We start from the raw sequence: 26287 nt of genomic DNA, 5'->3' as shown, positions 1-26287 counted from the left end.
TGCAGACTCCGGTCGGGTCGGCGGGTCGGGTCGGGGTCAGGCGCGGCCGGCGAGCACGGCCCGACCGGCGGCGGCGGCGAGGTGCCGCAGCAGGGCGTCGACCTGCGGCGGTACGTCGGTGACGAGCCGGTCGAGGCGGCGGTGGACGTCGGCGGTGGTGGTGTCGCAGATCTGACCGGTCAGGCCGGTGTCGACGCAGAGCCGGGCGAGGCAGGTGTCGAACGGGTCGAGGGGTTCGTGGCGGCGTAGCCGGGTGGTGATGCGGGCCCACGACCAGGCGGCGGTGTTCATGTCGGCCGGTGAGTAGGTGGTGTGCCGGCGCAGGAGCCGGCGGGCGGTGCGGGGGCGGACGACGCCTCGGGTGGTGAGCCGGTGGGCGACGGTGCGGCGGGCGTGTCCGGCGAGTACGGGTAGCCAGGTGGACGCGGGGTGGCCGGGTTCGGCGGCGACCCAGCCGAGGACGGTCTGCCCCCACGGGTCGACGGCGGTCGTCGGGTCGGTGGTGGTGAGGGTGCCGGCGGCGGTGACGGTGATCGCCCCGGCCCAGGTGAGGTCGGTGAGCAGGGCGGCGGCCAGGCCGAGACCGGCGGCCCGTGGGGTGGTCAGCAGCCGGCCGGTGACGTCGTGGTGGGCGATCAGGAAGTACTCGTCGGCGAGCTGCCGGCCGGCGACCGGTCGCGGCGGCCCTGACGGTGGCGGCGGTGGTGACGCGGCGGCGGACCGCCGGGGCGGGGTGTGGGTGCGGTAGGTGGTCATCGGCGCGGCTGCCTGGTCCAGGAGAGGAACCGCTGGTACAGCTCGCCGGGGGTGGCGGTGCGCCACAGGTCGGCGGCGGCTTCGGTCATGCGTTCGGCGGCGTAGATGGCGCGGGAGATGGGGTCGAGGTTGGCGGTGAGTTCGGCGCGGGCCCATTCGCACGGCCAGCCGGTGTCCGGCCCGCAGCCGGTGCAGGTCCAGGTCGGTCGTACGGGCAGGTGCAGGACGGCGTCGGGGTTGGTCAGCGGTTCTGGACGCCGGCCTGGTTGCGCGGGCGGCGGGTCGGCCAGCGGCGGCTGCTCTGCGCCGGTGGCCGCCCCAGACCCCAGGTGCGGTCGATCGGGGCGGTGCAGTCCCGGCAGGTCAGCGTCTGCCCGCAGCGCGGGCACCACCGGTGCCGGCATCGGCACAACGCGAACCCGCCCACCACCCCGACAAGCCCGGCCACCACACCAACCATGATCACTACGAAAAGACACAACGCTTCCTCCCGTGGCAGGACGGCGCAATCCAGCGTGTGAGCTGACGCGAAGACGAGTGCGTGTCCCGGTCTTTGATCATTTCGAGTACAGGAAATCCGATCGGCCAACTGCTACCGCATACAGTGGACCGGCCGTGATAGCCGGCAACAGAGGTAAGGTGTCGTCTGTGACCCCGACACACCAGTGGGCGACAGCAGGGGGTGGGCACGGTGGCAGCCGAGGTCGATGGCGTGGCTGGGCACAACTCTTCGCGGTTCGGCGACCTGCTGCGTTCGCTGAGGACCGCGCACGGTTGGTCTCTGCGTGATCTTGCCAATCGCATTCGCTTCAACCGCGGCTACATCGGCAAGGTTGAGCAAGGTGAGAAATTTCCGGAGCGTCAGTTCGCGGAGCTTGCTGACCGGACGCTAGGTGCGGCTGGGAGCTTGCTGGCAACCTGGCAGGCGATAGCAGATGACCGGCAGGAAGCGCTGAGGACAGGCCGGCTGTTGGTTGCCTCGACGCGAGACTCGCTCCGCATGATCGCCAGTGCGGATGAGGGTATGGAACTCGCTGATCTGCATCACGCGACGCAGCAACTCGCGGTGTCGTACCTCAGTGAGTCTCCGGGGCCGATGCTGCAGGACGCCGTGGCGCTACGGAGCGAAGCACTGCGGCGTCTGCGGAGCCACCAATACCGTCCGCGAGAGGTTGCGGATCTATACGTCATCACCGGTCGGCTACAAGGAATCCTTGCCTACGCTGCTCTCGATCTCGGTGACTCCTCGGCGGCGATGACCCACGCGGATGCTGCCCTGGTTTGCGCTGATCGGGCCGGCGACCGAGAACTTCGTTCCTGGGTTCGCGGCACTCAGAGTTTGATATCTCGATTCGATGGCGACTACACTCGGGCCTTATCCTACATCGCTGACGGGCTACGAGATGAGGGAAAAGGTAAGCTCCGACTGCTTTGCGGTTACGCGCAGTGCCATGCGAATCTCGGCGACTCGCGGGGGAGTAACCGCGCTCTCGATCAGGCGCAGCGTGTACGTGAAAAGTCACCCAGCCTCGACTTGTCGCAGGGGGTCTTCGGGTTCAGCGAGGCCAAGCAGCACTACTACGCTGGCAGCAGCCTGATCTGGCTTGATAGCCGCGCTGACGCCGACCGTGCTGTACGCGAAGCGACCGAAGCAATTGAGTTGTGGAAGAAGGAGCCAGCTGCGGCGCGATCCTTGGATGACGAGGCCCTTGCGCATATCTATCAGGGAACGGCGCATTTGCAGCTCGGGCAGCTCGATGCCGCTGCGGCGGCGGTCCGGCCGGTCCTTGATTTGCCACGCGAGCGGCATATCAGCTGGATTCGGAAGCGACTTAACCGGTTTGCGGACATGCTGCTGCAAAAACCTTATGTCCGCTCTCGTGAAGCGGTAATGCTGAACGCAGAGGTTCGAGCTGTCAGCCTTCGGTAGCTGTGGCCCTTACCCAATGTTGGGGCTGGATGTGGATTTTGATTTAACGGTCGGGAGCGGGCTTATGGCAGGCTGTATCCGTGGCTAGAATCGAACACTTCAACAACCCGAACGCGCCGCGACCGAACTCGATCGTCGTCGCGGTGACCGTCTTCGTCCTCGACGATCAAGGTCGAGTGTTGCTCATTCGTCGGACCGACAATGGCCTGTGGGCACTTCCCGGTGGTGCGCAGGATTTCGGCGAGTACATCGCTGAGGCGGCGGTACGTGAAACCAGAGAAGAGGCCGGCGTTGAGATTGAAGTAACGGACGTAGTTGGCATCTATACAAATCCGAACCATTTAGTTGAGTATAGCGATGGCGAGGTGCGGCAGCAGTTTTCCATCTGCTTCCGTGCGAGGTACGTGGCTGGAGTGCCGACTACGAGCGACGAGTCATCTGAGGTCGACTGGATCACCAGGAGTGATCTGAACAGCCGTCAGATTCATCCTTCCATGAGACTCCGTATTGACCATGGCTACGAGGATCGCGACAAGCCGTACATCGGCTAATTTGAGGATGCTGCGCACGATATGTCGCATCGGTGCGTTCTGGCTGCGGTCCCGTTTAGGGCAGATGAGGACAGACACCTCGGCGGTAGCAGCGAGGGGTTGCGATCCCTCGTAGGGCGGATGAGGACGCCCGTGGCGGCCGTACAGCGGCAGCAACCCGCACAGTTGCGATCCCTCGTAGGGCGGATGAGGACCTGCGCATTCTGACCCCTCTACCGTTTCCGTCCCGCCGGTTGCGATCCCTCGTAGGGCGGATGAGGACCGGCAGATCGCCAAGCAGCTCTACCCCAGCCTGCACCGGTTGCGATCCCTCGTAGGGCGGATGAGGACGTGTCGAGTTGTGCACCATCTGCGCGGCGACGCCGGTTGCGATCCCTCGTAGGGCGGATGAGGACGACCGGCGAGATGGTCGCCGGCATCGTCGACGGATTGTTGCGATCCCTCGTAGGGCGGATGAGGACTGCAGGTCTTCGACGCGGACGCCCGCCAGGCCCTCGCGTTGCGATCCCTCGTAGGGCGGATGAGGACGCCCCAGCCTGATCCGGAGAACGACACGACATCCGCGTTGCGATCCCTCGTAGGGCGGATGAGGACATCAGCTGCACCGACCCGGCCGCGCTCGGCTCGGCGTGTTGCGATCCCTCGTAGGGCGGATGAGGACTCGACGCACCACCGGTTCCGGGCGCCGTCCAACACGTTGCGATCCCTCGTAGGGCGGATGAGGACCTTGGCGTTGCGGACCGCGGCATCCATCGGCGCCTGCCGTTGCGATCCCTCGTAGGGCGGATGAGGACAAGGCGCTGGGCCGGCAGCGCAAGTCCCTGATTGGCGGTTGCGATCCCTCGTAGGGCGGATGAGGACTCGTCGATTCCTGCTTCTTTCAGCAGGGCTTCGAAGGGTTGCGATCCCTCGTAGGGCGGATGAGGACTTTCACGTCATCGTGCACCAGCTGTCCCGGTGTACGTTGCGATCCCTCGTAGGGCGGATGAGGACTGGTGCTCACAGTGGCGCTCACCGCCGTGCACCATGTTGCGATCCCTCGTAGGGCGGATGAGGACCTGTAGGGCTGCAACTCGGCCAGCGTGAGCACGATGGTTGCGATCCCTCGTAGGGCGGATGAGGACCGCCGGGCAGGGCGGTGACCGTGGTCTGCTCCTGGCCGTGTTGCGATCCCTCGTAGGGCGGATGAGGACTCCGCATCAACGTCGGCGACCTGGTTGCCGCGATGTGTTGCGATCCCTCGTAGGGCGGATGAGGACTCGGCACGTACTCGTCGTAGAGCACGGCGATCGGTGAGTTGCGATCCCTCGTAGGGCGGATGAGGACCGGTGGACACGGTGCGCGCGGCAAACCACCATGGCCAGTGTTGCGATCCCTCGTAGGGCGGATGAGGACTCGTCAGGGTCAGTGTCGGCCGGCTCGTCGGCCTGTTGCGATCCCTCGTAGGGCGGATGAGGACTCGGTGCCGGCCGAGTATGCCGGCTCGCCGTTGTGGGTTGCGATCCCTCGTAGGGCGGATGAGGACCCGAAGCTTAAGTCGCAGGTCAGGCGGCCTGTCGGGGTCGGCGTCGGGCCGGGTTTTGCAGCGAACCTCCGGTTGTGCAGACTACCCCGGCGTGTCGCTGAAATCGGTGTTGTTGATCTACAGGATGTCCGACGGCGCGGGCTGGGCACGGCCCCACTCCTGTCGCTGGCCGCTGGTGCCGGGCGGGAAGGTGTAGACGAGGACGCTGTCGTAGCCGCTGTCGATGACCTCCTCGACGGCTGCCCGGAAGCGGCGCAGCTGCGCTTCGCTGAGGTCGCCCTCGAAGACGCTGCGCTGCACGTGGTGCAGGTACTGCCGGCAGGTCCGCAGGATCAACGGGTTGCGCTTCGCGGCGGTGTCGTAGACGACGATCACGTACACCCGGTCACCACCAGATCCGGAACGGCTTGTACGGCTCGCCTTCCAGACAGTGCCGGGCCAGTCGCAGCGCCTCCAGGTAGAGCAGCTCGTCGTAGGCGACCTTCCGGCCGAGGCTGCGGTGCTGCACCGTGGTTCCCAGCTCGTCACGGACGGTCTGCACCACGAACCGGCGGCCGGTTTCGCTGAGCATCGCCTGGTTGACGTCGCTGTCGAAGTGCTCGGGCTTGAGCTGGTTACGGCCGGCGAGGCGCAGCAGCAGCCGCTCGGCGAACAACGGCTTGAACACCTCCGCCAGGTCCAGCACCAGCGAATGCCGCTGCCGCTCCATCGTGGAGTGCAGGAATGCCAGCCCGCTGTGCAACGGCGTCAACCGGACGGCGGTCAGCACCCGCGCGTACACGATGCCGTTGACGTAGCTGATGAACGCGTTGCCGGCGTTGCTCGGCGGCCGTCGCGACCGGCCGCCGAGCTGCAACCAGTCGGGCAGCCGGGTGTCGAGCATCTCCCACGCCGAGCGGCGGAACGTGCCCTCGGCACCCATCAACTGGGCGGCGCTGGTCGCCTTCGCCGCCGATTCCTTCACCGTCGCGTACGGCGCGGCCAGCAGATCGCGGTCGATCACCCGGCGCACGTTGAACGCGGTCGCCACCACCAGGTCCCGGGCGACCCGCAGGCTGGCCGCCGGGTCGGTGACCAGCCGGGCCTGCGCCAGCACCGTCTCCCCGGAGACGCTGGTCTCGCTGGTCAGCAGCGAGCCGACGTAGTCGCCGTAGTGGCCCAGCAGGTGCACGCTGACCCGGTGCCGATTGAGCGGCGACGCGACCGCCGTGTTGATGTCCACCGGCTGCACGGCGACGATGTCCCGGACGTCGGTCACCGGCACGTGCACCTTGTCACCGGATTCACGCTCGATCACCAGCGACTGGTCCTGCCGGCGGATCCGGCAGGCGCTGGTCAGCCAGTACGTGCGGGTGGCGGCGGGCATCAGTCGCTCCAGCAGTAGTCGACGAAACTGCACCCTCGGCAGCGGGACCGGGACAGTCGGGGTGGGGATTCGGCGGCGTCGGTCACCGCCAACGCCTCAGCGATGTCGCGCTCGGCGCGGGCCGCTTCGGCGTCGCCGTACTCGATCTTCTTGGTCCTTCTGGTCTTCGGGTAGTGCAGCACCGCGCCGCGCGCCGCCACCCCGACCTGCCGCAACCGGTAGCAGTAGTGCACCACCTGCGCCTCGTCGGCGGTCGTCGACCGCGACGACGACTTCACCTCGTGCACCCACTGCTCGCCGTCAACGAAGTCCAGCACCGCCGCACCGAGATCCACCGGCGAGTTGCGCCGGTACGACAGGTCGTGCACCGCCTCACCCAACTGCACGGCCGCGCTGAGCTGCTCCGGCCGCACCCCACGGGCATAGAGCCAAAGCTGCCGTCGACAATGGTGCAGATACTTGATGTGTACGCCGCCGATGTCCTCGGGTCGCATCAGAACACCTCACCCAGCCGGTAGCGTTCGCCCTCGACCGCGTTGACCGTCGTCAAGCCGTACTCCTCGTTGTATTCGCCGTCGACGACCCGGACCCCGAGCCGGCGGTCGAGCCGGGCCAGCCGCGACGCGTACGCCGGCATCGGGATCAGGAAGTCGTCGGCGAGCAGCCGGCCCGCCGCCTTCTGATCGGCCAGCTCCAACGCCCGCTCGTAGTCGCCCAGATCGTCCTGCATGATGGCCTCGGTGCCGTCGAACAACTCGTCGAACCGGTCCGCCAGCGGCGACCGGTCCGCGTACGGCTCGGCGAACGACAGGAAGTCCTCGTGGAATCGGTCGCGCGCCTGCTCGACCTCGGCCCGCCACGCCTGACCCCACGCGGTGGCATACACGTCGTCCAACCAGCCGCCGGCCTCGATCTCGTCGACCGGCTGCCCGTCGTGCCCGCACAGGGTGCGCCAGCCCGCCTCGACCGGCTCCCGCGGATAGACCCTGTCGGCGAAGTCGCCGCCGGACCGGTCCCCGCGACGCGGCCCGTACGCCGCCGGATGCACGATCACATCGGCCGGCGGGCGACGGCCCAGCCGGTTGACCCGGCCGAAGCGTTGCAGCAGCGCCTCCAGCGGGGCGGCGGAGGTGAACAGCACGTCGAAGTCCACATCGAGCGACACCTCGACGACCTGGGTCGCCACCACCAGCCCGCCCCGTCGCAGCCCGGCCGCGCTGACCCGGGTGCCGTACCGGTCGGTGATCCGCCGCTCGACGCGGGACCGGTCCCCCCGCTTGAACCGCGAATGCAGCAGGACCGCCGGGCCGGCATCCGCCAGCTCGTCGTAGATTTGCTGGGCGTGCGCCACGTTGTTCGCCACCACCAGCACCGCCTCGCCCGCGGCGAGCCGCCCACGCATCTCGGCCACCGCGTCCGGGCTGGTCGACGCGTGGTCCCGGACCCGGATCCGGTGCCGCCGCGCGACACAGCCCGGCGCGGCCGACACCTGGTGCACCGGCGCCCGCAGCGTGTCCGCGAACAGCCCGGCCAGCGGGGTCGGCAACGTCGCCGACAGCACGGCGACCCGCCCGCCCAGCCGCTCCCACAGCCGGGCCGCCGCCAGGATGTAGCCCAACCGCACCGGCTCGTACGCGTGCAGCTCGTCCAGAATGAACACCGAATTCGCCGAGTCGAGCACGATGCCGGCGTGCACCGGACCGGCCAGCGCACCACGCAGCAACTGGTACGGCGTCGACACCCGCACCGTCTCGCGGAACAGCCGGGTCGCCGCCGCCCGCGACACCGCCTTGCGGGCCGCCGCCGCCCGCCGGGCGTCCTCGACGTCCGGCTCGCCGCCGCCGGTGGCCGCCGCGCTGTCGTCCTCGGCGCGGATCGCCGTAGCCAGGTGATAGGACGCGGCCCGCGAATGTGACACCCCGACCAGCTCGGCGTCGCCGAGCACCACGCCGAGCCGGTCCGCCATCGCGTTGATCGACGCCAGGTACGGCAGCGTGTAGATCACCCTCGGCACCCCGCCGACCGTGCCCGCCAGGTCCGCGACCTGGCCGGCCGCCCACAACAGGCTGGCCTCGGTCTTGCCGGTCCCGGTCGGAGCCCGCAACAACAGATGCCCGGGTACGTCCCGAGCCTGCTCCTGATGCCGGTGCAGCGCGTGGCCGGCGGCGGAGAAGTCGCCGGCCAGCCCGGCCGCGAACGCCGGACCGATCGGTTGGGCATGGTGCAGCGAGCCGTGCGCCGACGACAGATGGTCGGCCAACGTCACCGCGCCCTGGACCAGGATCGCCGTCAGATCGTGGTCCTCGCCGGCCCAGCCCTGCTCCTCCCAGTAGCGCAGCGTGTCCGCCAGCACGGTGTGCGCCAGCGCGACCACGTCCCGGCCCGCGTCGTGCCCGGCTCCGGCCCCGGCTCCGGCCCCGGCTCCGGCCCCGATCCCGGCCCCGATCCCGACCCCTGTGCCGGCCAACCAACGGCACAGATCGGCGACGATCACCGGGTCGACCCGGCCGATCCGGGCGCGGAAATCCGCCAACGACAGGCCACCGTGGCCGTACGTCTGGGCGATCGACGCTCTGCCGGTGCCGTCGACAGACGGGGCCAACGCCCGATGATGGGTGAGCACTCCGAACGCCACCCAGCGGCGCAGCGCCTCGTCCTCGATCAGCAGCGGCAGGAAACCCAGCGACAGCACCTCGTGCCGCTGCCCCCACGCCGCCGACCTGCCACTGATCATGGCCTGGAAGCCGTCGGCTACCTTCCCGGCGTCGTGGCTCACCGCCGCCCACCGCACCGCCGGCCAGAACATGTCCCCGACGACCGTCTCCACCACCGCGATCCGACCGACCCGCCCGGCCAGGTCACCCGCCGCCGCCAAGGTGGCCGCCAGATGATCCGTCAACGACTCGGCCGCCCGGCCGCGCTGTGCGCTCTTGGCCAGCACCCGGCTCAGCGCGGCACCCGGCGGCGGGAGCGCCGACCGGGTCCGGCCCGCTGCCGTCACCGCCCCGTGGCCGTCATCGCGCCGCCAGCGACGGGTGCGGTGCGGGCAGCAGCGTCACCGCCTGACCATCCTGGTCGGACCACGGCGACCCGATCACACCGGCCCGGCCGGAGGCGTCGTAGCGGTAGTCGTCCCACCGGGTCCGCGCCCGGTCCAGCGACACCGCCGTCGGCAGGCGCAGCCGCAACCCGTACGACGAATCCGTCCCCGGCACGACCGCCGCGCCCTGCCGACCGCCGCCGGACCGCAGCGTCACCTCGCGCAGCCGCACCCCGACCAGGTCCTGACTGCGGCCCAGCCGCAGCGGCCACACCGGCCGTCGCAACCGCCGCCACCAGCCGTCGACGCCGACGGCTCCGTCGGCGCCGTCGACCAGCCACACCGTCAACCGGGCGTCGGCCAGAAACGCCCGCAACCGGGGCGTCGGCTCCGCCTTGCGGCCGGACGACTCCAACGGGTGGTAGGTCTCCAGGTCCTCGCCGGAGCCACCGCACCGGAACGCCATCGCGAACCGCAGACCCGGGTCGATCCGGTGCCAACCACCGGCCGCGGCGGCGAGCATCCCGCCGACCGTGGCCGGTGGCGGGCACGGCAACCCGACCTGGACCCCGGCGTACAACGGATTGCGGAACGACACCACCGGCGCGGTGACCGTCACCTCCAGCGCACGCAGCTCACCCGGCATCAGCGCTTCGCGTCCTCGAACCACGCGTCGCGCCCGCCCTCGACGAACTCCTTGGCCAGCTCGTTCAGCAACGATCGGGGGTGTCCGAACACGACCCGCCCCGCCTCGATCAGGTCGGCCAGCTCACGGCGGACGCGTTCCCGCTGGTCGCCGAGGAAACCCGGTGCCCAGCCGAGCAGTACCGGCCCGTCCAGCTCGTCCGCCCAGGCGGCCAGCTCCTCGCGCAACACGTCGGCCCGGAACACCGTCTGCCGGTCCTGCGCCGCCAACACCCGGGTGAACGGGTTCACCCCGCCCTTGACCGGGGCCAGCAGCACCAGAGCCGGAGCCCGGTCACCGTAGTGCAGCGACTGCTTGGCACCGCCGCGCACGGCGGCGAGCGTACGCAGCAGCAGCGCGACCCGCCGGCGGCGCTCGGCCAGCGGCAGCCGCAGCGCCTGCGCGTCGCGGAACTCGGTCGGCTCGGCACCGCCCTCCTTGGCCTCGGCGGCACCGACCGCCGTCAACGCCACCTTCAACCCGGAGCCGTCGGTCTCGAACACCCCGACCCGGGGCAGGTCGACCATGACGTCGCCGGCCAACTCGGCGGTGTAGAACTCGTGCCCGTGGATGACCGGGTTCTCCCCGGCACCGAACCCGCGGCTCATCGTGCCGAAGTCGGACTCCGGGTAGCGCGGAGCCACCGCGACCAGGGTGCCGGTGGCCAGGACCGTGTCCCGCTGGCAGGTGCCCGACCTGCCGTCGGCGTCCTTCTTCACCGCCACCATGTAACCGAACAGATCGTCGTCGAGGTAGCGGTGCGGCCGGCCGGACGTGTACGCCTGCTGCTTCTTGCCGCTGCCGGCCCGGATCACCGGCGACCGGGGTTCGTCGGCCGGCAACGAGTCCCGCAGCCAGCGGCGGAACGCCTGCGCCGACACGTACGGGAAGACGTCCCGGCCGACCCGCATCGCCTTGACCTTGGCGACGTTGTCCTCACCCAGTCCGTTGTTCGGTGCCCCGGCGACCACCCCGAGCGCCACCTTGCCCACCAGGTAGGTCACCGCTGACCCTCCTCGTCATCGTCTCCGTCACTGCGGTTCATGAACGTGATGTCGGTCTGGTCTGGATCGTCGTCCTCGTCATCGGCCAGCTCGGCAGCCACCTTCGCGGCGTCGGACGGCCGCCACTGCCGCTGGTGCAGCTCCTCCAGCACGGCGATCAGGAACACCTCCCGGTGAAACCACGCCTTGTTGTCCACACTCGGGTCGAACAGCAGCTCGTAGCCGTAGGTGGTCACCAGCGGAGCCGTCGAATCGGCGGTGGTGGTCGGCGGCTGAAGCATCCAGTCCAGCGCCCGCCGACGCAGCCAGGTCCCCAGCGCCGTCGGCTTCTGGAAGGTCGCGTAGAACGCGCGGACCTTGCCGGCGCTGTCCTCGGCCGCCAGGAGCGCGGCGACCCGGGCCGCCGTCTCCCGGAGTTCCTTCAGTGCGCTTTCATCCATGTCGAGAACCTCGATCGAGTACGAGTAACAGATGGCGGCGAGCCGACCGGTGTCCGGCCGGAGGTGACCGGTGACGGCGGCCGACGCCAGGTAGCGGGCACCGGCGCTGACCACTCGCTGCGGATTGCGGAACACGTTGCGGGCCAGGTTGACGATGCCCGGCCGGTCCTTGCTGCGATGTGCCGTCAACAGCGACCAGAAACTGCCCTGGTGCCGGGCACCGGCCAGTGTCGAGCGGAGCCACTCCGCCAACGGCTGATCCAGCGCGTAGCTTTCCAGCGTCTGCCCACGGTTGTTGTTGCTGAACACGATCAGCTCGATGCCGGCGTCGAGTGGATGGGTGTAGTCACGCAGCCGCCGTAACGCCAGCACTTCGCGCGAAGGTGGCTGGCGTGGCTCCCGACCGATGTCGATGACCATCCGGTTGCCGCGCACCTGTCGCCGCACGCTGAAGGCGAGGAACCGCTCGTCCCAACTGTGTACGGCGATCGCCGGGCCGCCGGTGAGCTGGCACCCGTACGGCAGCGCATGGAAACTGCACGCGCACGGCCAGCACAGCGCCAACCCGTCATGCCCGCGAGGCGTGTTGTTGCGATAGATGTCGCTCTCGGCCAACGGTACGTCGACCTTGCCGAAGAAGCGCACCGCCTCCCGCCCACACAACGCGCACGGCACCCCGGGCCAGCTCTGCTCCACCGGCCTGGTCCGCCATCGCTCGACGGCGTCCGTGATGGTCTCGACGGACTTCCTGCCGTTGCTCGGATGGTTCATCGGTGAGTTCGGGAAGAACGACAAGCTGCACTTCAACCAGTAGCCCCGCGCCGCCTTCGTGTCGCGGATCCTCGCGGCGCCGACCGCGTCGCGTCTCATGGCCGCCACCGCGTCGCCGAAGCTGTCGGCGGTCAGCCGTTGCGGGTCGGGCGTCTTCGCCAGGACCGCGAGTGCGTAGGCGCCCACCCGTTGCAGCGGATGCGGAGTCAGCACGACCTGGTCAGGTGACGGCGTGCTCACCCGGCCTTGCCTTCGGCTGCTACTCGATCCTCGGCGGCCACCCAGCCGAACCCGGCCGGGTTGGACTGACCCAGGCCCCAGCTCCAGATCGCCTGCAGCCCTTCCTGGTCGCCACGCAGCTCGACCTCGATCGGCATGCCGGGCTTGCCGCCCTTGCCCACCGAGAACGACCGCTTGGCTCCCACCCAGGTCACGCGTTCGAGAGCAACCTTGGCATCGAGACCCAACGTCTCCATCTTCCGCCGCAGATTCTGATCGAAGTACGCCGGGAACTCGGCGTCCTGCGGGAACAGGAACGCCTGCCGGGTGGTCCGCTCACCGTCCTCGTTGCGGCCGGAACCCTTCATCACCACCGGCGTGGCGGTCCGCATCCGTGCGATGCCACTGCTGAAATCCGGCGGATCGATCGCGCTGACCCGGGTGATCCGCAACGCCACCCCGCCCCAGTCGATCAGCTCGCGTTGCCGCACGCCGGCCGCCCACGCCTCGACGATGTCGGGCACCGGGCTGCCGAATTCGACAGACCCGTGCCCACCGGCCGCATACCTGCCGGGCACGCGGGGCGCGTTCGGAAAGATCGGAGCACTGTGGCCGAACGGCGTCATCCGGTGCGGACCCCAGCCGTCGTCGTGGAGCCGTTGTCCGAGCCCGCGTGCCATTCGGGACAACAAGTCGTACGCCAGGCTCCGCCCAGGAGCCAACACACTGGACCAGGGCAGTTCGGTGGCCGAGGTGACAACCTCGATCTGCAGACGCATCAGCCCTCCTTGGACTAGCCGTGCCGAGACCGGCGGAACGCTACAACGTACGTCCGACAGAACCCGAGGACTGTCGCCTACCTGACTCCTACATCGCCCACTGCTGGGCCTCAGAACGTAGCTGCCTGGCCAAATGCGAGCACAATATCACGAATGAGTTGCGATCCTTGTGGACAGATGATGTCGGCAGTACAGATCCATATGCAGAGGCAGAGTCGACTCCAAGTCGCACGCTGTGTTGGGCTTGGTCTGGGGAGCGCGACCACGTAGGTTTCGAGGTGGCGGCGATCGGGGTCGATGGCACTACGTTATTGGTTTGCTGAGGCGACCGCTATGCACTCTCATTCCATACGGTTACCTCGATGCGGATTTGGTATGGATCGTCCTTTCTTCCGGCGATAGACACCCAAGCGATTCTGTTCTCGCTGGTGCCTACGAGGCAGAATGCCGTGCCTGTCCGGAGATATTGACTCGCCACTTCTGGCTGAAGATCTGTTGCCTCCTTGCATCGGGTGATGTCAATTTTTCCTTCAACATACGAAACGCTGCCCGATGTTGCCATGCCGAGGCCGCTGTTCAGGCCTCCCCAGAGATAGAGGTCACCCCCTGGTCCTTGCTTTATCTCCCAGTTGGGCTCATCGGAGTCGAGATTTACCGAGTAGCCCCCGGTCAGGGTTATGGGTTTATCGCCAGTACTTCGTTTGATACTTGCATCTTCCTCGAAACCGGGCGAGTGAGAAAGAAGCTGCACTAGACCGCCGCCTATCAGTAAGGAAGAAATCGATATTGTGGCTGTAGCAACTGTTGCTAGCATTGCCCTCCGTCTTTTCCAACTTTTGATCAAGAGCATGATGCCCATGAAAAGTAGGAGGGAGCCGGAGGCTATTGCCAGCAGTGACCAGCCGATAGCATAGGAGCCGACAGTGACTATAGTTCCCAAGATTCCGACGATTGTATTTACGGTGGTTCCCAGTTGGCCCTGCCGGCTTTCGCTTGCGCGACCATCTTTCGTGGCCATCACTCTAATTGCGCCATTTCGTTCGACTTCTAGGGATGCTTGAGAAATGATAGTGGCCTTGACTGGACTGGATGGTGCACTACTGCTATTAGGTGGTAACGGCTGATTTTCGGCCTAGTGGGAAACGTTGGTATGATAGTGCGAAGCTGATGCCATTATTTGTCATCTCGGGATTCCGATCATGCTTGAACCGACGCGTCTGTCTGTAGACCGAGACAGAGTACCGGATGACCGAAACTCATGACGGCCGGCGATAATAAATCATCGCAACATGGACAAACTGCTGTCAGCTCCGCGCGCGTCTTGGGGTGCCGACTCGACCTGATCTTGTCGAGGCTGGAACTCGCGTCCCGGTCGTACTCTGGCGAGCGAACCGTTGATTGAAGGAGACCGTTGTGCCGATCGAGCGGCCGGCGAAGCCTCTACGTGTTCCGCCGCGCTGGTTCATCCGGCTGTTCTGGGTGGCGCATCGGGGTGTGTATCGGATCTTCCGCAGCCGGGTCGGGCTGTGGCGCCCGCGCGGCACCGGCTGGGGTGCACTGCGGTTGACCACCACCGGACGCCGCACCGGTCGGCAGCGCAGCGTCATGCTCGCGTACTTCGAGGATGGGCCGAACCTGATCGCATTGGCGATGAACGGCTGGGCGAGGGCGAGCCAGCCTGGTGGCTCAACCTGCAGGCACATCCGGACGCGGCGGTCGACCTGGTCGATGGGCGGCGCCTGGTGCGTGCCCACGCCGCAGCAGGCGAGGACCGGTCGCGGTTGTGGGCGGGTCTGCGCGAGAGAGATCCGAACCTCGACGGTTACGCCGCGCTGCGCTCCACCGAGACCTCGATCGATGTCTTCGTGCCCAGGTCGGACCGGTAGCAACGACATCTGGGTAGCGGCTTACCCGATTTGCCCAGGGCGCCGATCGCAACCCATCTGGCCAGCCCTAGGACGCCTGGCGGACGGGCATGTCGGCCAGCCAGACGTCGGCCAGGTCGCTGAGCGGGACGTCGAGGGCCTGGCTGAGGCACACGACGGTGCCGAACGCCGGTGCGGGCAGCCGGCCCGCCTCGATCTTGCGCAGTGTCTCGGGGGAGATGCCGGCCGCCAGGGCCACCTCGACGAGGCTGCGACCGGCCCGTGCCGCCCGCAGCGCGGCGCCGAGACGCTGGCCAGCGGCGATCTGTTCGGCGGTGAGCGGTTGGCGAACCATGCCAGCAGGATAGCCGTCCGGTGCGCCCTCGTGCCGGCGTGGTATAAAAATACCGGATACGGAGAGGGAGGCTGTCGTGATCGAGCTCAAGTCCACCGACGAGATCGCCCGGATGTCGGTGACCGGTCAGTTCGTCGGCGAGCTGCTCGCCGAGCTGGGCGGCATCGCCGCGGTCGGCGTCAACCTGCTCGACCTCGAACATCACGCCCGTCGCCGGATCGCCGATCGCGGTGCCGAGTCCTGCTACTGGGACTACGCCCCGTCGTTCGGTCGTGGCCCGTTCCGCAACGTGCTGTGCCTGTCGGTCAACGACGCGGTGCTGCACGGACTGCCGCACGACTACGTCCTGCGCGACGGTGACCTGCTCAGCATCGACATGGCGGTCGGCATCGACGGCTGGGCCGCCGACTCCGCGCTGTCGGTCGTCGTCGGCACGCCCGATCCGGCCGACCTGACGCTGATCGAGGCCACCGAGGTCGCCCTGCGGGCCGCGATCACCGCCGCCCAGCCCGGCGGCCGACTCGGCGACGTGTCCGCCGCGATCGGCGAGGTCGCCCGCTCCTACGGTTACCGGGTCAACGGCGAGTTCGGCGGCCACGGCATCGGCCGCACCATGCACGAGGCCCCGCACGTCGCCAACGACGGCCGCGCCGGCCGTGGCCTGAGACTCGACCCCGGCCTCACCATCGCCATCGAGCCCTGGTTCTGCCGCTCCACCGACAAGATCAGGTTCGACGCCGACGGTTGGACGATCCGCTCCGCCGACGGCTCGCGCACCGCCCACTCCGAACACACCGTCGCCATCACGCCGTCCGGCCCCCAGGTCCTGACGGGCCGTCCCACCCAGAGCGCCAGCTCGACCCGGTCCACCACGAAGCGGGCCGCCGCCTCCTGACTCCGGGTCACAGCCCGGGTCGGCACTGGGCGACGCCGGGCGCGGCATCGCGTCGGCCGACCGACCGACCTATTTGCCTACCCGACCTACAGTGCATGCATGGCCGTTGATTCCGATACGCGACCGCTCCTGCAGTCCGCAAAGGACGACGATGCCCAGCTGGAAAACGCCCGGGTCGGCTATCAGGCCGCGGTTTCGCTGATGGCGTTCGAAGGCAACCTACTTCTTCTACTGGCTGTTTTCCGCCCGTGAGCTGGAGGAGCGCTACCTGCGTCCAGTGCGTACCCTCAGCCGGGGGATTCCGCTCGCGCACGGGGAGACGCAGACGATCGTCCTCGACGGAAAGGAACATCCGTCAGCGGTACGGCGGGAAGATCGATTCCGCATGGTCCGCGCCTCGAACGCCGTCATCGTGATGATCGGGCTTCTCTACGTGGCTCTCGTCACCATTCTTCTGCTGCCGTGATCTACGCCCGCGATCGTGCCGGCGACGTGACCAGCGGTGCGGGCAGCGCCCGCAGGTGGGCGGCGACGGCGTTGGTGAACTCCTGGGTGCCGGCGGTGCCGCCGAGGTCCCGGGTGCGCACCCCGGCCGCGAGACAGGCCTCGAACGCGGCGACGAGTTCGGCGGCGGCGGCCGGCTCACCGAGGTGCTCCAGCATCAGCGCGCCGGCCCACATCTGCCCGACCGGGTTGGCGACGCCCTGGCCGGCGATGTCCGGGGCGGAGCCGTGCACCGGCTCGAACATCGACGGGAAGACCCGCTCGGGGTTGAGGTTGGCGCTGGGCGCGACGCCGATCGAGCCGGCGGCGGCACTGGCCAGATCGGACAGGATGTCGCCGAACAGGTTGGAGGCGACGATCACGTCGAAGGACATGGGGTCGCGGACGAGTTTCGCGGCGAGCGCGTCGACCAGTTCCTTGTGCAGCCGTACGCCGGGAATGTCGCGCAGGGTCCGCTCGACGACCTCGTCCCAGAACGGCATGGTGTGGATGATGCCGTTCGACTTGGTCGCGGAGGTGACCAGCCCGCGGCGGCGGGCGGCGAGCTCCCCGGCGAACCGGGCGACCCGCTCCACCCCGATGCGGGTGAAGATCGTCTGCTGGACCGCCGCCTCCCGGTCGTCGCCCGGGTAGATCCGGCCGCCGACGGTACTGTATTCGCCTTCGACGTTCTCCCGCACGATGACCAGGTCGATGTCGTCGGCGTCGACCACCCGGGTGGGGACGCTGGCCAGCGAGCGGACCGGCCGCAGGTTGACGTACTGGTCGAAGTGCCGTCGGATCGGGATGAGCAGGCCCCACAGCGTTTCGGTGTCGGGGATCTCCGGGTCGCCGACCGCGCCGAGGAAGATCGCGTCGTGGCGGCGGAGCTGGTCGATGCCGTCGGTCGGCATCATCCGGCCGTGCTGACGGAAGTGGTCGGAACCCCACGGGTACGGTCGCCAGTCGAAGGCGCAGCCGTGCCGTTCGGCGACCACGTCGAGACAGGCGATCGCCGCCGGCACCACCTCCTGGCCGATCCCGTCGCCGGCGAGGACGGCGATGTCGTATCGACGCGACGTCACGCGGTCACCTTTTCCTTCGTCGTTGTCGCTTCCTTCGCCGTCGTCGTCGCCGGTCGGCCGTCGTGTTCGAGGAAGAACGCCTCCAGCTCGGCCGACGCGCCCAACTTGTGCCGCAGCGCGACCTCGCGGGCCGCGTCGGCGTCGCGGGCACGCAGGTGGCCGAGGATCTCCTTGTGCTCGTGCACCGAGACGTCGAACCGGCGGGGCCGCAGCCGGAACAGGGCCTGGAAACCGATCTGCGCGCCTTCCAGGTCGGCGAGTGTGTCGCACAGCACCTGGTTGCCGCTGGCCGCGATGATCAGCCCGTGGAAGGTGCGGTTCATCTCCGCGTACTCCACCGTGGCCTGGTTCGCCGCCGCGTTCTCCATGTCGCTGATCAGGGCGCTCAACTCGTCGAGCTGACCGGCGGTCAGCCGGGTGGCGGCGAGGCCGGTGGCGATGCTCTCCAGATGGCCGCGGACGAACAGTGACTCCCGGATCTTCTGCGGCGACAGCGTGATCACCCGGGCACCGGTGTAGGGGATCATTTCGACGAGGCCGTCGCGTTCGAGCATCCGGATCGCCTCACGCACCGGAATCTCGCTGACGTCGTATTCGTGCGCGATGCGCCGCAGCACGAGACGGTCGCCGGGTTGGTAGGCGCCGTCGATGATGCGGGTACGCAGGGACTGGTACAGCTCGGACGACTTGAGATTGGACACTCCGGCCTCTCTCGGTAGGTGGTGGTGATACCGGGGCGGCCGACGAGCGTCGGCGTACAAGATACTATACCATTTTCGCCACATCGCTCTGCCCCGTGAGACCGGTTCGGCCCACTGGTGGGCAGCATCACTCGTCGATGGTTCCGGCCCGGTCGCGTCGGGCCGGGTGGGGGACCGGTCGTGGGCGCGGCCCCTGCGCGGACGACGGCCCACGCCGCTCACCGCAGGGGTGAATGCCCAGCTCGGAGGGCCTGTCTGCGGTGGCCCGGTTGATGATCGGTTGGTTGCGGGCGTGTTGCCGGTCTGCGTAATATCGTATATGACGCCAACCTGAGGAGCCCACGCATGTGCAATGACGACTTCTCCCCATACGAGGCCGTGCCGCCCGCGTCGATGATCTCCATCGGCTACCCCGGGCCGCGGCCGGACTTCCTGACCGATGCCGTCGACCTGCACGTTCACAGCGGTCCCGACGCGATCGACCGGATCGGCACCAGCGTCGACATCGCCCGCGCGGCAGCCGCGGCCGGCATGAAGGCGATCGTGCTCAAGGACCACCTCTTCCCGTCGTACACCAAGGCGGTGCTGACCGATCAGGTCGTGGACGGTCTGCAGGTCTTCGGCGGCATCACCATGAACGGCACGGCCGGTGGCATCGCCGTGCGTCCGGTCCTGGCCGCGCTCGCCGGCGGCGCCCGGGTGGTGATGTTCCCGACCTTCGACGGCATCCGGTACATCCAGAAGAAGAAGCCGGGCGCGATCCAGGTCCAGCACTCGTTCGGCCAGCAGATCACCCCGATCCTCGCGGTCGAGGACGGCAAGGTGCTGCCGCACACCGAGGACGTGCTGCAGGCGGTGGCCGACCACCCACAGGCCATCCTCTCCGCCGGGCACCTCGGGCCGGAGGAGGCGATCCCGATCATGCAGCGGGCCGCCGACCTGGGCATCGCGAACAAGGTCATCGAGCACCCCAACTCCAGCGACTGGTGGAGCCGGGACGACTACCAGCGGCTCATCGACTGCGGCACGACGTTCAACATGTCCTACAACCCGTACCAGCCGATCATGGGACGGCGGAACTTCGACGAACTCGTCGATCTGATCGGCCAGGTCGGTTCGGAGAACTGCAACCTGATCACCGACGGCGGACAGCCGTACAACCCGATGCCGGCGATCACCATGAACGTGCTCTGCGAGATGCTCTACTTCCAGGGCGTCGCCCTCGACGACATCGTCGCGATGGCCAAGACCAACCCGGCCCGGCTGCTCGGACTGTGACGGTCGACGGCATGGATCTCGCACACATCCGGACGAAACTGGCCGGCATCGGCGTCGGCACGGTGGTGTACGTGCTGCAGCACGCCGGCCTCTACCACTGCTTCCTGCCGATCCGCCCGGTCACCCCCGGCGCGTCGCGGTTCATCGGGATCGCGCGGACGCTGCGCACCGAGCCGATGCGCGAGGACGTGCTCGCCGAGCGGCGGGCCAAGCCGAAGTCCAGCGACCCGCACCGGATCGCCATCGACGAGATATCCGCCGGCGAGGTGCTGGTGGTGGCCGCCCGTGGTGAGCTCGGCGCGGCCGTCCTCGGCGACCTGCTGGCCGCCCGGATCGCCAACCGGGGCGGCGCCGGCGTGGTCACCGACGGCTGCGTCCGTGACCTGCCCGGCATCCGCGACGTCGGGCTGCCGGTCTTCGCGGCCGGCGCGCACGCGGCGACGTTCCCGACCCGGCACGTCGCGATCGAGGTGAACGCCCCGGTGGGCTGTGCCGGTGTCCTGGTCAACCCGGGTGACCTGCTGGTCGGCGACGACGAGGGCGTCGCCGTGGTGCCCGCCGGCCGGGTGGCCGAGATCGTCGACGCGGCCGTCGAGCAGGAGTCGCTGGACGCCTTCTCCCTGTCCAAGATCCGTGACGGCGTGCCGCTCGCGGAGGCGTACCCCCTGTCACCGGCGCTGCGCGCCGAATACGAACGGCGGCCATCATGACCCAGCTCGCGTCCTACCGGCTCGACGGACGGCCGGGGGTGGCCCTCGTCGACGACGGCACGCTGCGCCCGCTCGCCGGAGTCGCCTCGATGCTCGACGTGCTCGACTGGTCGCCCAACCAACTGATCGCCGCGGCCTCGCCGGAGGTGGTCAAGATGACCGACGTCGAACTCGCCGCGCCGGTGCCCGCGCCGGCGCGCAACATCTACTGCATCGGCTGGAACTACCTCGCCCACTTCGAGGAGGGCCGGCACTCCCGGCCCGAGCTGGAGCTGCCGAAACGGCCGACGATCTTCTCCAAGGCGCCGGGCAGCGTCGCCGGGCCGTACGACGACATCCCGGCGCACCCGCACCTGACCGGCCAGCTGGACTGGGAGGTCGAGGTCGCGATCGTCATCGGCACCGGGGGCACCGACATCGCGCAGGACACCGCCCTGCGGCACGTCTTCGGCTACACGGTCGCCAACGACGTCACCGCCCGTAACCTGCAGGCCGAGTACGGCGGGCAGTGGCTCAAGGGCAAGAGCCTCGACCGGACCTGCCCGATGGGCCCGGTGCTGGTGACCGCCGACGAGGTGGGCGACCCGCAGTCGCTCGACATCTCCTGCCGGGTCAACGGCCGGACGGTCCAGTCGGGCAACACCCGGCAGATGATCTTCCCGATCGCGCGGGTCATCGCCGAGCTGTCGACCGGGCTGACCCTGCTGCCCGGTGACATCGTGCTGACCGGCACCCCGGAGGGCGTGGGCCACCAGCGCCGGCCCCCGGAGTACCTGCACCCCGGCGACGTGCTGGAGAGCGAGGTCTCCCGCATCGGGACGCTGCGCAACGCGATCGTCTGAGCCGGGTGCGGACAGCGGGGCGATGACACTGCCGATCGAACTGCTGGCGTTGCTGGCCGCGTTCGCGTACGCCAGCAGCCAGGTGGTCAGCAAGCTGGCCACCCGGCACGGCAACGTGATGAGCGGCCTCGTGGTCAGCCTCGTCACGGGCACCCTCGCGCTGGGCGTGCTGTGCCTGGCCACCGTCGGGTCGTGGCAGGTGCCGGTGTCGGCGACGGTGCTGTTCGTGCTGGCCGGCGTCGCCGGCGCCGGGCTGGGCCGGCTGCTGATGATGCGGGCGGTCCGCGACGCCGGAGCGTCGGTGGCCTCGCCGGTGCTGTCCAGCACCCAACCGGTGGCGGCGACCGGGTTCGCCGTCGCGTTCCTGGGCGAGCAGCCGACCACCGGCCGGCTGCTGATGCTGGCGCTCGTGGTGGCCGGGTTGTGGCTCAGCGCCCGGGGCGGCTCGGCCAACCGGGGGATCGCCGTGCTGCGGACCGGGCCGGCGGACCTGGCCCGGCTGCTGGTCTGGCCGGTGGCCGCCGGCGTGGCGCTGGCGACCTCGGACCTGCTGCGCAAGGCCGCGCTGGACATCCACCCGGACGCCGCGCTCGGTGCCTTCCTCGGCGTCGCCACCGCGACGAGCGGGTGGCTGCTGGTGATGGCGGTGCGCGAGCCGGGTGCGCTGCGCCGCGCACCACCGGCGTACGGGTGGTTCGCGCTGCACGGCCTGTTGACCGCGCTCGCCGCGACCCTGCTGTTTCTCGCGCTGCGGGCAGGGGACCTTTCCCTGGTCGCGCCGATCATCGCCGCACAACCGGTGTTCGTGGTGATGCTCGGTGCCGTGGTGCTGCGGGACCTGGAGGCGGTCCGGGCCGGCACCGTCACCGGGGCGCTGGTCGTGTTCGGCGGAATCGCCGTGGCGTCGCTGATCGACGGCACCGGCTGACGGATGGCACCGGCTGACGGATGGCACCGGCTGATCGCACCGATCGGCGGTGGGGAGGAGACGACGATGACCTACGAGATCTGTGTGATCGGCGGCGACGGCATCGGTCCGGAGGTGACCGACTGCGCCGAGCAGGTGCTGCGGGCCGCCGCCGCGAGCGTGTCCGACGGACCACGGTTGCGGTTGCGCCACGCGTCGGCCGGGCTGGACTGCTACCGGCGTACCGGTGATCCACTGCCGGCGCAGACCCTGGACGCGGCGCGGGCGGCCGACGGCGTGCTGCTCGGCGCGCTCGACGTCGCCGGGGTGCCGGCCGGCGTGCCGAATCCACTGCGCGGCCTGCGCCGTGGGCTGGAACTGGTGGCCAGCTTGCGGCCCTCGCGCAGCTTCCCGGGGGTGCCGCGGGCGGTGCCAGGTGTCGACCTGCTGATCGTGCGGGAGATAACCGAAGGGTTGTACGCCGGCCGGGAACGGCCGCTGACCGAGGAACCGGGCGCCGTCGCGGAACGGGTGGTCACCCGCCGGGCTTCGCTGCGTACCGCCGAGGTCGCCTTCCGGCAGGCGCGGTCACGGCGCGGTTCGGTGACCGCGGCGCACAAGATCGGCGCACTGCGGTTGACCGACTCGGTGTTCCTCGACGCGGTGGCCGAGGTCGCCGAGCGCTACCCGGGCGTGGAGTACCACACCCGCAACGTCGATGCGTGCGCGCTGGACCTGGTGCAGCATCCCGAGCAGTTCGACGTGATCGTGACGACGAACGCGTTCGGCGACATCCTGTCCGACGTGGCGGCCGGGGTCACCGGCGGCATCGGGCTGGCCGCGTCCGGCTGCGTGGGGGAGCGGTGGTCGTACTTCGAGCCGGCCCACGGCACCGCGCCGCGCCGCGCCGGACAGGCCCGGGCGAACCCGGTCGCGACGGTGCTGAGCGCGGCGATGCTGCTGCGCCAGCTCGGGCAGGCCGAGACGGCCGAGGCGGTCGAGCAGGCGGTCGCGGCGGTGCTCGCCGACGGACCGCGTACCAGCGACCTCGGTGGGTCGGCCGGCAGCGTCGAGATGACCGACGCGATCGTCGCCGCGCTCGGCGTTCGTGCTGGTACGCAGGGTCGCTGACCTGCGTCTTGACTCAATTTTTACGGGCTGATGTCATTGAGGTGACGTCACAAGTCATATACGATACGAAGATGAGCTACAAGCTGGAGGGTCGATCCCTAGGCAAGACCTTCACCAGGCGAGACAGCGCGCTGACCGTCCTGGAGGATGTCTCGATCGCGGTCCGGCCCGGCGAGTTCGTCAGCATCATCGGTGCCAGCGGCTGCGGAAAGACGACGCTGCTGCGCATGCTGCACGGCCTGATCGCACCGACCACCGGCGAAGTGCTGATCGACGGTGAGCGGATCGACGGCCCGACCCGACAGCGGGGCTTCGTCCTGCAGCAGGCGAGTCTGTTGCCGTGGCGGACCGTGCTGGACAACGTTACCTTCGGAATGGAACTCGACCACCTGCCCGGCGCCCAGGCCAAGGCCCGGGCTCGGGAGCTCATCAAACTGGTGGGACTCACCGGCTTCGAGTCGCATTACCCCTCGGAGATATCCGGCGGGATGCAGCAGCGGGTGAACATCGCCCGCGCGCTGGCTATCGAACCCGACATTTTGTTCATGGACGAGCCGTTCGCGGCCGTCGACGCCCAGACCCGCGAGGTCATGCAGGCCGAGTTGCTGCGGATCTGGGACCTTGATCGCAAGACCGTGGTGTTCGTGACGCACCAGCTCGATGAAGCGGTATACCTGTCCGACCGGGTCATCGTCCTCGGCGCCCGGCCGGGCCGGGTCCGCGAGATCCTGACGATCGACCTACCCCGTCCCCGCACGTTGGCGGTCAAGCGCTCGCACGAGTTCGCCGACTACGTCGACCGGGTCTGGAAGCTCATCGAAAACGAAGTGGTCTCCGGCGACGAAAGCCCGGCCGCGGCGTCCGCCTAGCCGCCTGACCTCTCCGGCGTCACGCACCCGTCCCCAGCACGTTCAACTGACTGAGAAGGAACAGTGGGATGGATAGATACCCCGTTGTACCCGTGTGCCCGGATCATCCTGCCCGTCGCCGTCGGCGCTTCGGCTGGCGGGCCGCTACGACCGCCCTGATCAGCACGGCGTTGCTGCTGTCCGCCTGCGGTGGTGGCGGCGACGGCGGCTCGATCGCCGACGAGGGCCGTGACGCGGTGCTCGAATCGGCCAAGGCGCGGGAGAAGACCTGGGTCGTCACCACCAGTGGCCCGGGCGTCGTGGTCGACGGCAAGAGCCTCGACTTCACGGTCGCCAAGATGCCGACCGTACGGGCGGCCGAGGCGATGAAGGCCGACGGCTGGAACGTCGAGGCCCGGTTCATCGAGGCGAACGAGAACGTCGTGCAGTCACTCGTCCAGGGCGAGTCCGACGCGATCAACGTCGCGCTGCCCACCGTGCTCGCCGCGGTCGCCGGCGGGGTACCGCTGCGGGTGTTCGGCGGCGGATCCAGGTTCGGCTTCACCATCGTCGGCCGCACCGACATCAGCGGCCCGGAGGACCTCGACGGCAAGCGGATCGCCTACCAGGCACCGATCTCGGCCGGCACCCTCGCCGCCCGGCTGTGGGTGCTCGACGCCGACGTCGAACCGCAGTTCATCACCATGACCGGCTCCGCGGTCCGGGTCGAGGCGCTGGTCGCCGGCGAACTGGACGCCACCGCGGTCTCCATCGGCTTCGACGAGGAGGTCGTCGACCAGGGCGATCCCGGTGAGTTCGGCGTCCTCTACCGTCCGTTGGACGAGTACCCGTTCCTGGTCGACACCGTGCTGACCTACAACGAGGCCAGCTTCGACGACGAGACCCGGGTCTTCCTGGAGGAGTTCCAGCGGTACCACGCCGCGTCGGTGCGCGAACTCGGCGACAACCCGGCCGTCCTCGACGAATGGTTGGCCTACCACGAGGTGACCACCTCGCCGAGCGCCGAGGTGCTGCTCTCCCTGTTCTTCGACGACATGGGCGTGGCCGCGGAAACGGTCGACCAGCAGGTCGACCTCATGATCGAGACCGAGCAGATCGAGCCCGACGACAGCTTCCCGTCCGGCGCCGAGCTGATCGATCCGTCGATCTGGCAGGTCGCCGAAACGTTGCTGGAATAGCCGCCGTCTGCCCGCACCGCGTCCCCCGGAAAGGAGAGCGAGCCGCAGATGACCGCGACGAGCTCCATCAGCTCCAGATCGTCGACGGCGTCGCAGCCGCCGGGGCCGCCGCGCACGCGGCGGCCCCGGCGGGGGCCCGCGCGCGACGATGCCCCGCAGGGCACCACCCGCGCCGCGAAAGTGCTCCGGATCGCCAGCCCGTTCGTGTTACTCGTCATCTGGCAGATCGCCGCACAGACCAGCGATTCGATCCTGTTCCCGACGCCGATCGCGATCGCGACCGCCGCCTGGGACATGACCGTGTCGGGCGAGTTGGGGCCGGCACTGTGGCGCAGTAACCAGGCGCTGCTGATCGGCACCTCGACCGCCCTGGCGGTGGGTGTGCCGATCGGGATCGCGTTGGGTCGATCATCACTGCTCAACCGGATCTTCGGGGTGTACATCGACATCGACCTGGCGACACCGACGATCGCGCTGATCCCGATCGTGATCATCGTGTTCGGGCTGGGCCTGACCGCACGGTCGGTGGTCGTGTTCCTCTTCGCGTTCGCGCTGGTGGTCTCCCTGGTACGCACCGGTGCCCGTACCGTCGACGCGAACCTGATCGACATGGCCACCGCGTTCGCCCCCACCCGCTGGCAACTGTGGGTCAAGGTGATCCTGCCGGGCCTGCTGCCGGCGCTCGGCGGCGCGTTCCGGGTGGCCGTCAGCCGCGGCGTGGTCGGGATGGTGATCGTCGAGCTGACTCTCACCACCGTCGGGATCGGCGGGCTGGTGATGGAGGCCCGCAGCTTCTTCCGGGCCGACGTGGTGTACGCCGGGGTGGCTGTCGTGGTCGCCGAGGGACTGTTGTTGATGGCGCTCGGCCGCTGGGTCGAACGCAGGATCGCCCCGCAGGGGCTGTACGGCACGGGAGACTAGC

28 protein-coding genes and 1 CRISPR repeat array are annotated in these 26287 nt (G+C 68.9%); of the genes, 14 read left to right on the top strand and 14 right to left on the bottom strand.

The annotated features are described in order from the left end of the window. Nucleotides 1-36: 36 nt before the first annotated feature. Complete coding sequence (locus ACN27F_RS06645; protein ID WP_421431724.1) at nt 37-756, bottom strand: GOLPH3/VPS74 family protein; 720 nt, start codon at nt 754-756, stop codon at nt 37-39. Next, nucleotides 753-1160, bottom strand: coding sequence for a hypothetical protein (locus ACN27F_RS06640; RefSeq protein WP_421431723.1), 408 nt, complete (start codon nt 1158-1160; stop codon nt 753-755). The genes ACN27F_RS06645 and ACN27F_RS06640 overlap by 4 nt, the downstream gene beginning before the upstream one ends. A gap of 287 nt (nt 1161-1447) precedes the next feature. Here ACN27F_RS06640 and ACN27F_RS06635 point away from each other — a divergent pair, with 287 nt between their 5' ends. Together ACN27F_RS06635 and ACN27F_RS06630 are read left to right on the top strand one after the other, a co-directional pair. Next, entirely contained in the window at nt 1448-2686 is a 1239-nt protein-coding gene (locus ACN27F_RS06635) for a helix-turn-helix domain-containing protein (protein ID WP_421431722.1), read from the top strand. An 80-nt stretch (nt 2687-2766) separates the two neighbouring features. Beyond that, nucleotides 2767-3237: an NUDIX hydrolase gene (locus tag ACN27F_RS06630; protein ID WP_421431721.1), complete on the top strand. Its 471-nt coding sequence runs from the start codon at nt 2767-2769 to the stop codon at nt 3235-3237. Nucleotides 3238-3279: 42 nt separating this feature from the next. Beyond that, a CRISPR array of direct repeats spans nt 3280-4762; the repeat unit is 30 nt; unit sequence GTTGCGATCCCTCGTAGGGCGGATGAGGAC. 117 nt (nt 4763-4879) lie between these two features. On the opposite strand, the gene cas2 is transcribed toward ACN27F_RS06630, so the two are convergent. The 9 genes from cas2 to ACN27F_RS06585 all read right to left on the bottom strand — a co-directional run bounded on the left by cas2 (nt 4880) and on the right by ACN27F_RS06585 (nt 14006). Next, nucleotides 4880-5143, bottom strand: a complete 264-nt coding sequence (gene cas2, locus ACN27F_RS06625) for a CRISPR-associated endonuclease Cas2 (protein WP_421431720.1) — start codon at nt 5141-5143, stop codon at nt 4880-4882. Between the two features lie 4 nt (nt 5144-5147). Then, the gene (gene cas1 / locus ACN27F_RS06620; protein WP_421431719.1) at nt 5148-6128 is read right to left on the bottom strand and encodes a CRISPR-associated endonuclease Cas1; all 981 of its coding nucleotides are present in this window, start codon (nt 6126-6128) and stop codon (nt 5148-5150) included. Then, on the bottom strand, nt 6128-6622 hold the full coding sequence (locus ACN27F_RS06615; protein ID WP_421431718.1) for a CRISPR-associated protein Cas4: 495 nt from the start codon (nt 6620-6622) through the stop codon (nt 6128-6130). The genes cas1 and ACN27F_RS06615 overlap by 1 nt, the downstream gene beginning before the upstream one ends. Then, nucleotides 6622-9129 carry a CRISPR-associated helicase Cas3' gene (cas3, locus tag ACN27F_RS06610; protein WP_421431717.1) on the bottom strand — a complete coding sequence of 836 codons (2508 nt, stop codon included), beginning with the start codon at nt 9127-9129 and terminating at the stop codon, nt 6622-6624. Before cas3 ends, ACN27F_RS06615 begins: the two co-directional genes overlap by 1 nt. Before the next feature lie 13 nt (nt 9130-9142). Then, nucleotides 9143-9814: a CRISPR-associated protein Cas5 gene (gene cas5 / locus ACN27F_RS06605; RefSeq protein WP_421431716.1), complete on the bottom strand. Its 672-nt coding sequence runs from the start codon at nt 9812-9814 to the stop codon at nt 9143-9145. After that, the gene (gene cas7i / locus ACN27F_RS06600; protein ID WP_421431715.1) at nt 9814-10857 is read right to left on the bottom strand and encodes a type I-B CRISPR-associated protein Cas7/Cst2/DevR; all 1044 of its coding nucleotides are present in this window, start codon (nt 10855-10857) and stop codon (nt 9814-9816) included. Before cas7i ends, cas5 begins: the two co-directional genes overlap by 1 nt. Further along, nucleotides 10854-12308 carry a hypothetical protein gene (locus ACN27F_RS06595; protein WP_421431714.1) on the bottom strand — a complete coding sequence of 485 codons (1455 nt, stop codon included), beginning with the start codon at nt 12306-12308 and terminating at the stop codon, nt 10854-10856. The genes cas7i and ACN27F_RS06595 overlap by 4 nt, the downstream gene beginning before the upstream one ends. Next, a complete protein-coding gene (gene cas6, locus ACN27F_RS06590; protein ID WP_421431713.1) occupies nt 12305-13066 on the bottom strand; it encodes a CRISPR-associated endoribonuclease Cas6 in 762 nt (253 codons plus the stop codon). Before cas6 ends, ACN27F_RS06595 begins: the two co-directional genes overlap by 4 nt. 331 nt (nt 13067-13397) lie before the next feature. Then, a complete protein-coding gene (locus ACN27F_RS06585; RefSeq protein WP_421431712.1) occupies nt 13398-14006 on the bottom strand; it encodes a hypothetical protein in 609 nt (202 codons plus the stop codon). A gap of 586 nt (nt 14007-14592) precedes the next feature. On the opposite strand from ACN27F_RS06585, the gene ACN27F_RS06580 reads away from it, so the two are divergent. Beyond that, the gene (locus ACN27F_RS06580; RefSeq protein ID WP_421431711.1) at nt 14593-14952 is read left to right on the top strand and encodes a nitroreductase/quinone reductase family protein; all 360 of its coding nucleotides are present in this window, start codon (nt 14593-14595) and stop codon (nt 14950-14952) included. Nucleotides 14953-15019: 67 nt separating this feature from the next. Here the strand turns inward: ACN27F_RS06580 and ACN27F_RS06575 are convergent, their stop codons facing one another. Further along, the gene (locus ACN27F_RS06575; RefSeq protein ID WP_154943045.1) at nt 15020-15286 is read right to left on the bottom strand and encodes a helix-turn-helix domain-containing protein; all 267 of its coding nucleotides are present in this window, start codon (nt 15284-15286) and stop codon (nt 15020-15022) included. 76 nt (nt 15287-15362) lie between these two features. Between ACN27F_RS06575 and map the strand changes: the two genes are divergently transcribed. From map to ACN27F_RS06560, 3 genes are all read left to right on the top strand, one after another. Continuing rightward, entirely contained in the window at nt 15363-16181 is an 819-nt protein-coding gene (gene map, locus ACN27F_RS06570; RefSeq protein WP_421431710.1) for a type I methionyl aminopeptidase, read from the top strand. Between the two features lie 99 nt (nt 16182-16280). Beyond that, a complete protein-coding gene (locus ACN27F_RS06565; protein ID WP_421431709.1) occupies nt 16281-16433 on the top strand; it encodes a hypothetical protein in 153 nt (50 codons plus the stop codon). Between the two features lie 25 nt (nt 16434-16458). After that, nucleotides 16459-16647, top strand: coding sequence for a hypothetical protein (locus tag ACN27F_RS06560; protein WP_421431708.1), 189 nt, complete (start codon nt 16459-16461; stop codon nt 16645-16647). A 1-nt stretch (nt 16648) separates the two neighbouring features. Here the strand turns inward: ACN27F_RS06560 and ACN27F_RS06555 are convergent, their stop codons facing one another. Beyond that, nucleotides 16649-17749 carry a tartrate dehydrogenase gene (locus ACN27F_RS06555; RefSeq protein ID WP_421431707.1) on the bottom strand — a complete coding sequence of 367 codons (1101 nt, stop codon included), beginning with the start codon at nt 17747-17749 and terminating at the stop codon, nt 16649-16651. After that, the gene (locus ACN27F_RS06550; protein WP_421431706.1) at nt 17746-18450 is read right to left on the bottom strand and encodes a GntR family transcriptional regulator; all 705 of its coding nucleotides are present in this window, start codon (nt 18448-18450) and stop codon (nt 17746-17748) included. Before ACN27F_RS06550 ends, ACN27F_RS06555 begins: the two co-directional genes overlap by 4 nt. 345 nt (nt 18451-18795) lie before the next feature. On the opposite strand from ACN27F_RS06550, the gene ACN27F_RS06545 reads away from it, so the two are divergent. The 8 genes from ACN27F_RS06545 to ACN27F_RS06510 all read left to right on the top strand — a co-directional run bounded on the left by ACN27F_RS06545 (nt 18796) and on the right by ACN27F_RS06510 (nt 26286). Next, a complete protein-coding gene (locus ACN27F_RS06545; RefSeq protein WP_421431705.1) occupies nt 18796-19728 on the top strand; it encodes a DUF6282 family protein in 933 nt (310 codons plus the stop codon). Nucleotides 19729-19739: 11 nt separating this feature from the next. Next, nucleotides 19740-20438 (top strand): hypothetical protein, encoded by a 699-nt coding sequence (locus ACN27F_RS06540; RefSeq protein ID WP_421431704.1) that lies wholly within the window; start codon nt 19740-19742, stop codon nt 20436-20438. Further along, a complete protein-coding gene (locus ACN27F_RS06535; protein ID WP_421431703.1) occupies nt 20435-21280 on the top strand; it encodes a fumarylacetoacetate hydrolase family protein in 846 nt (281 codons plus the stop codon). The genes ACN27F_RS06540 and ACN27F_RS06535 overlap by 4 nt, the downstream gene beginning before the upstream one ends. Before the next feature lie 22 nt (nt 21281-21302). Then, on the top strand, nt 21303-22208 hold the full coding sequence (locus ACN27F_RS06530; protein ID WP_421431702.1) for an EamA family transporter: 906 nt from the start codon (nt 21303-21305) through the stop codon (nt 22206-22208). 66 nt (nt 22209-22274) lie between these two features. Continuing rightward, nucleotides 22275-23318 (top strand): isocitrate/isopropylmalate dehydrogenase family protein, encoded by a 1044-nt coding sequence (locus ACN27F_RS06525; RefSeq protein WP_421431701.1) that lies wholly within the window; start codon nt 22275-22277, stop codon nt 23316-23318. 71 nt (nt 23319-23389) lie between these two features. Beyond that, a complete protein-coding gene (locus ACN27F_RS06520) occupies nt 23390-24187 on the top strand; it encodes an ABC transporter ATP-binding protein (RefSeq protein ID WP_421431700.1) in 798 nt (265 codons plus the stop codon). A gap of 68 nt (nt 24188-24255) precedes the next feature. Continuing rightward, the gene (locus ACN27F_RS06515) at nt 24256-25365 is read left to right on the top strand and encodes an ABC transporter substrate-binding protein (protein WP_421431699.1); all 1110 of its coding nucleotides are present in this window, start codon (nt 24256-24258) and stop codon (nt 25363-25365) included. Between the two features lie 48 nt (nt 25366-25413). After that, a complete protein-coding gene (locus ACN27F_RS06510) occupies nt 25414-26286 on the top strand; it encodes an ABC transporter permease (protein ID WP_421431698.1) in 873 nt (290 codons plus the stop codon). Nucleotide 26287: the final 1 nt, after the last annotated feature.

Source organism: Solwaraspora sp. WMMB335, assembly GCF_049179075.1.
Taxonomy (GTDB): Bacteria; Actinomycetota; Actinomycetes; order Mycobacteriales; family Micromonosporaceae; genus Micromonospora_E.
Note: the sequence above shows the minus strand (reverse complement) of the source record. Positions and strands in the feature narration are given on the sequence as shown.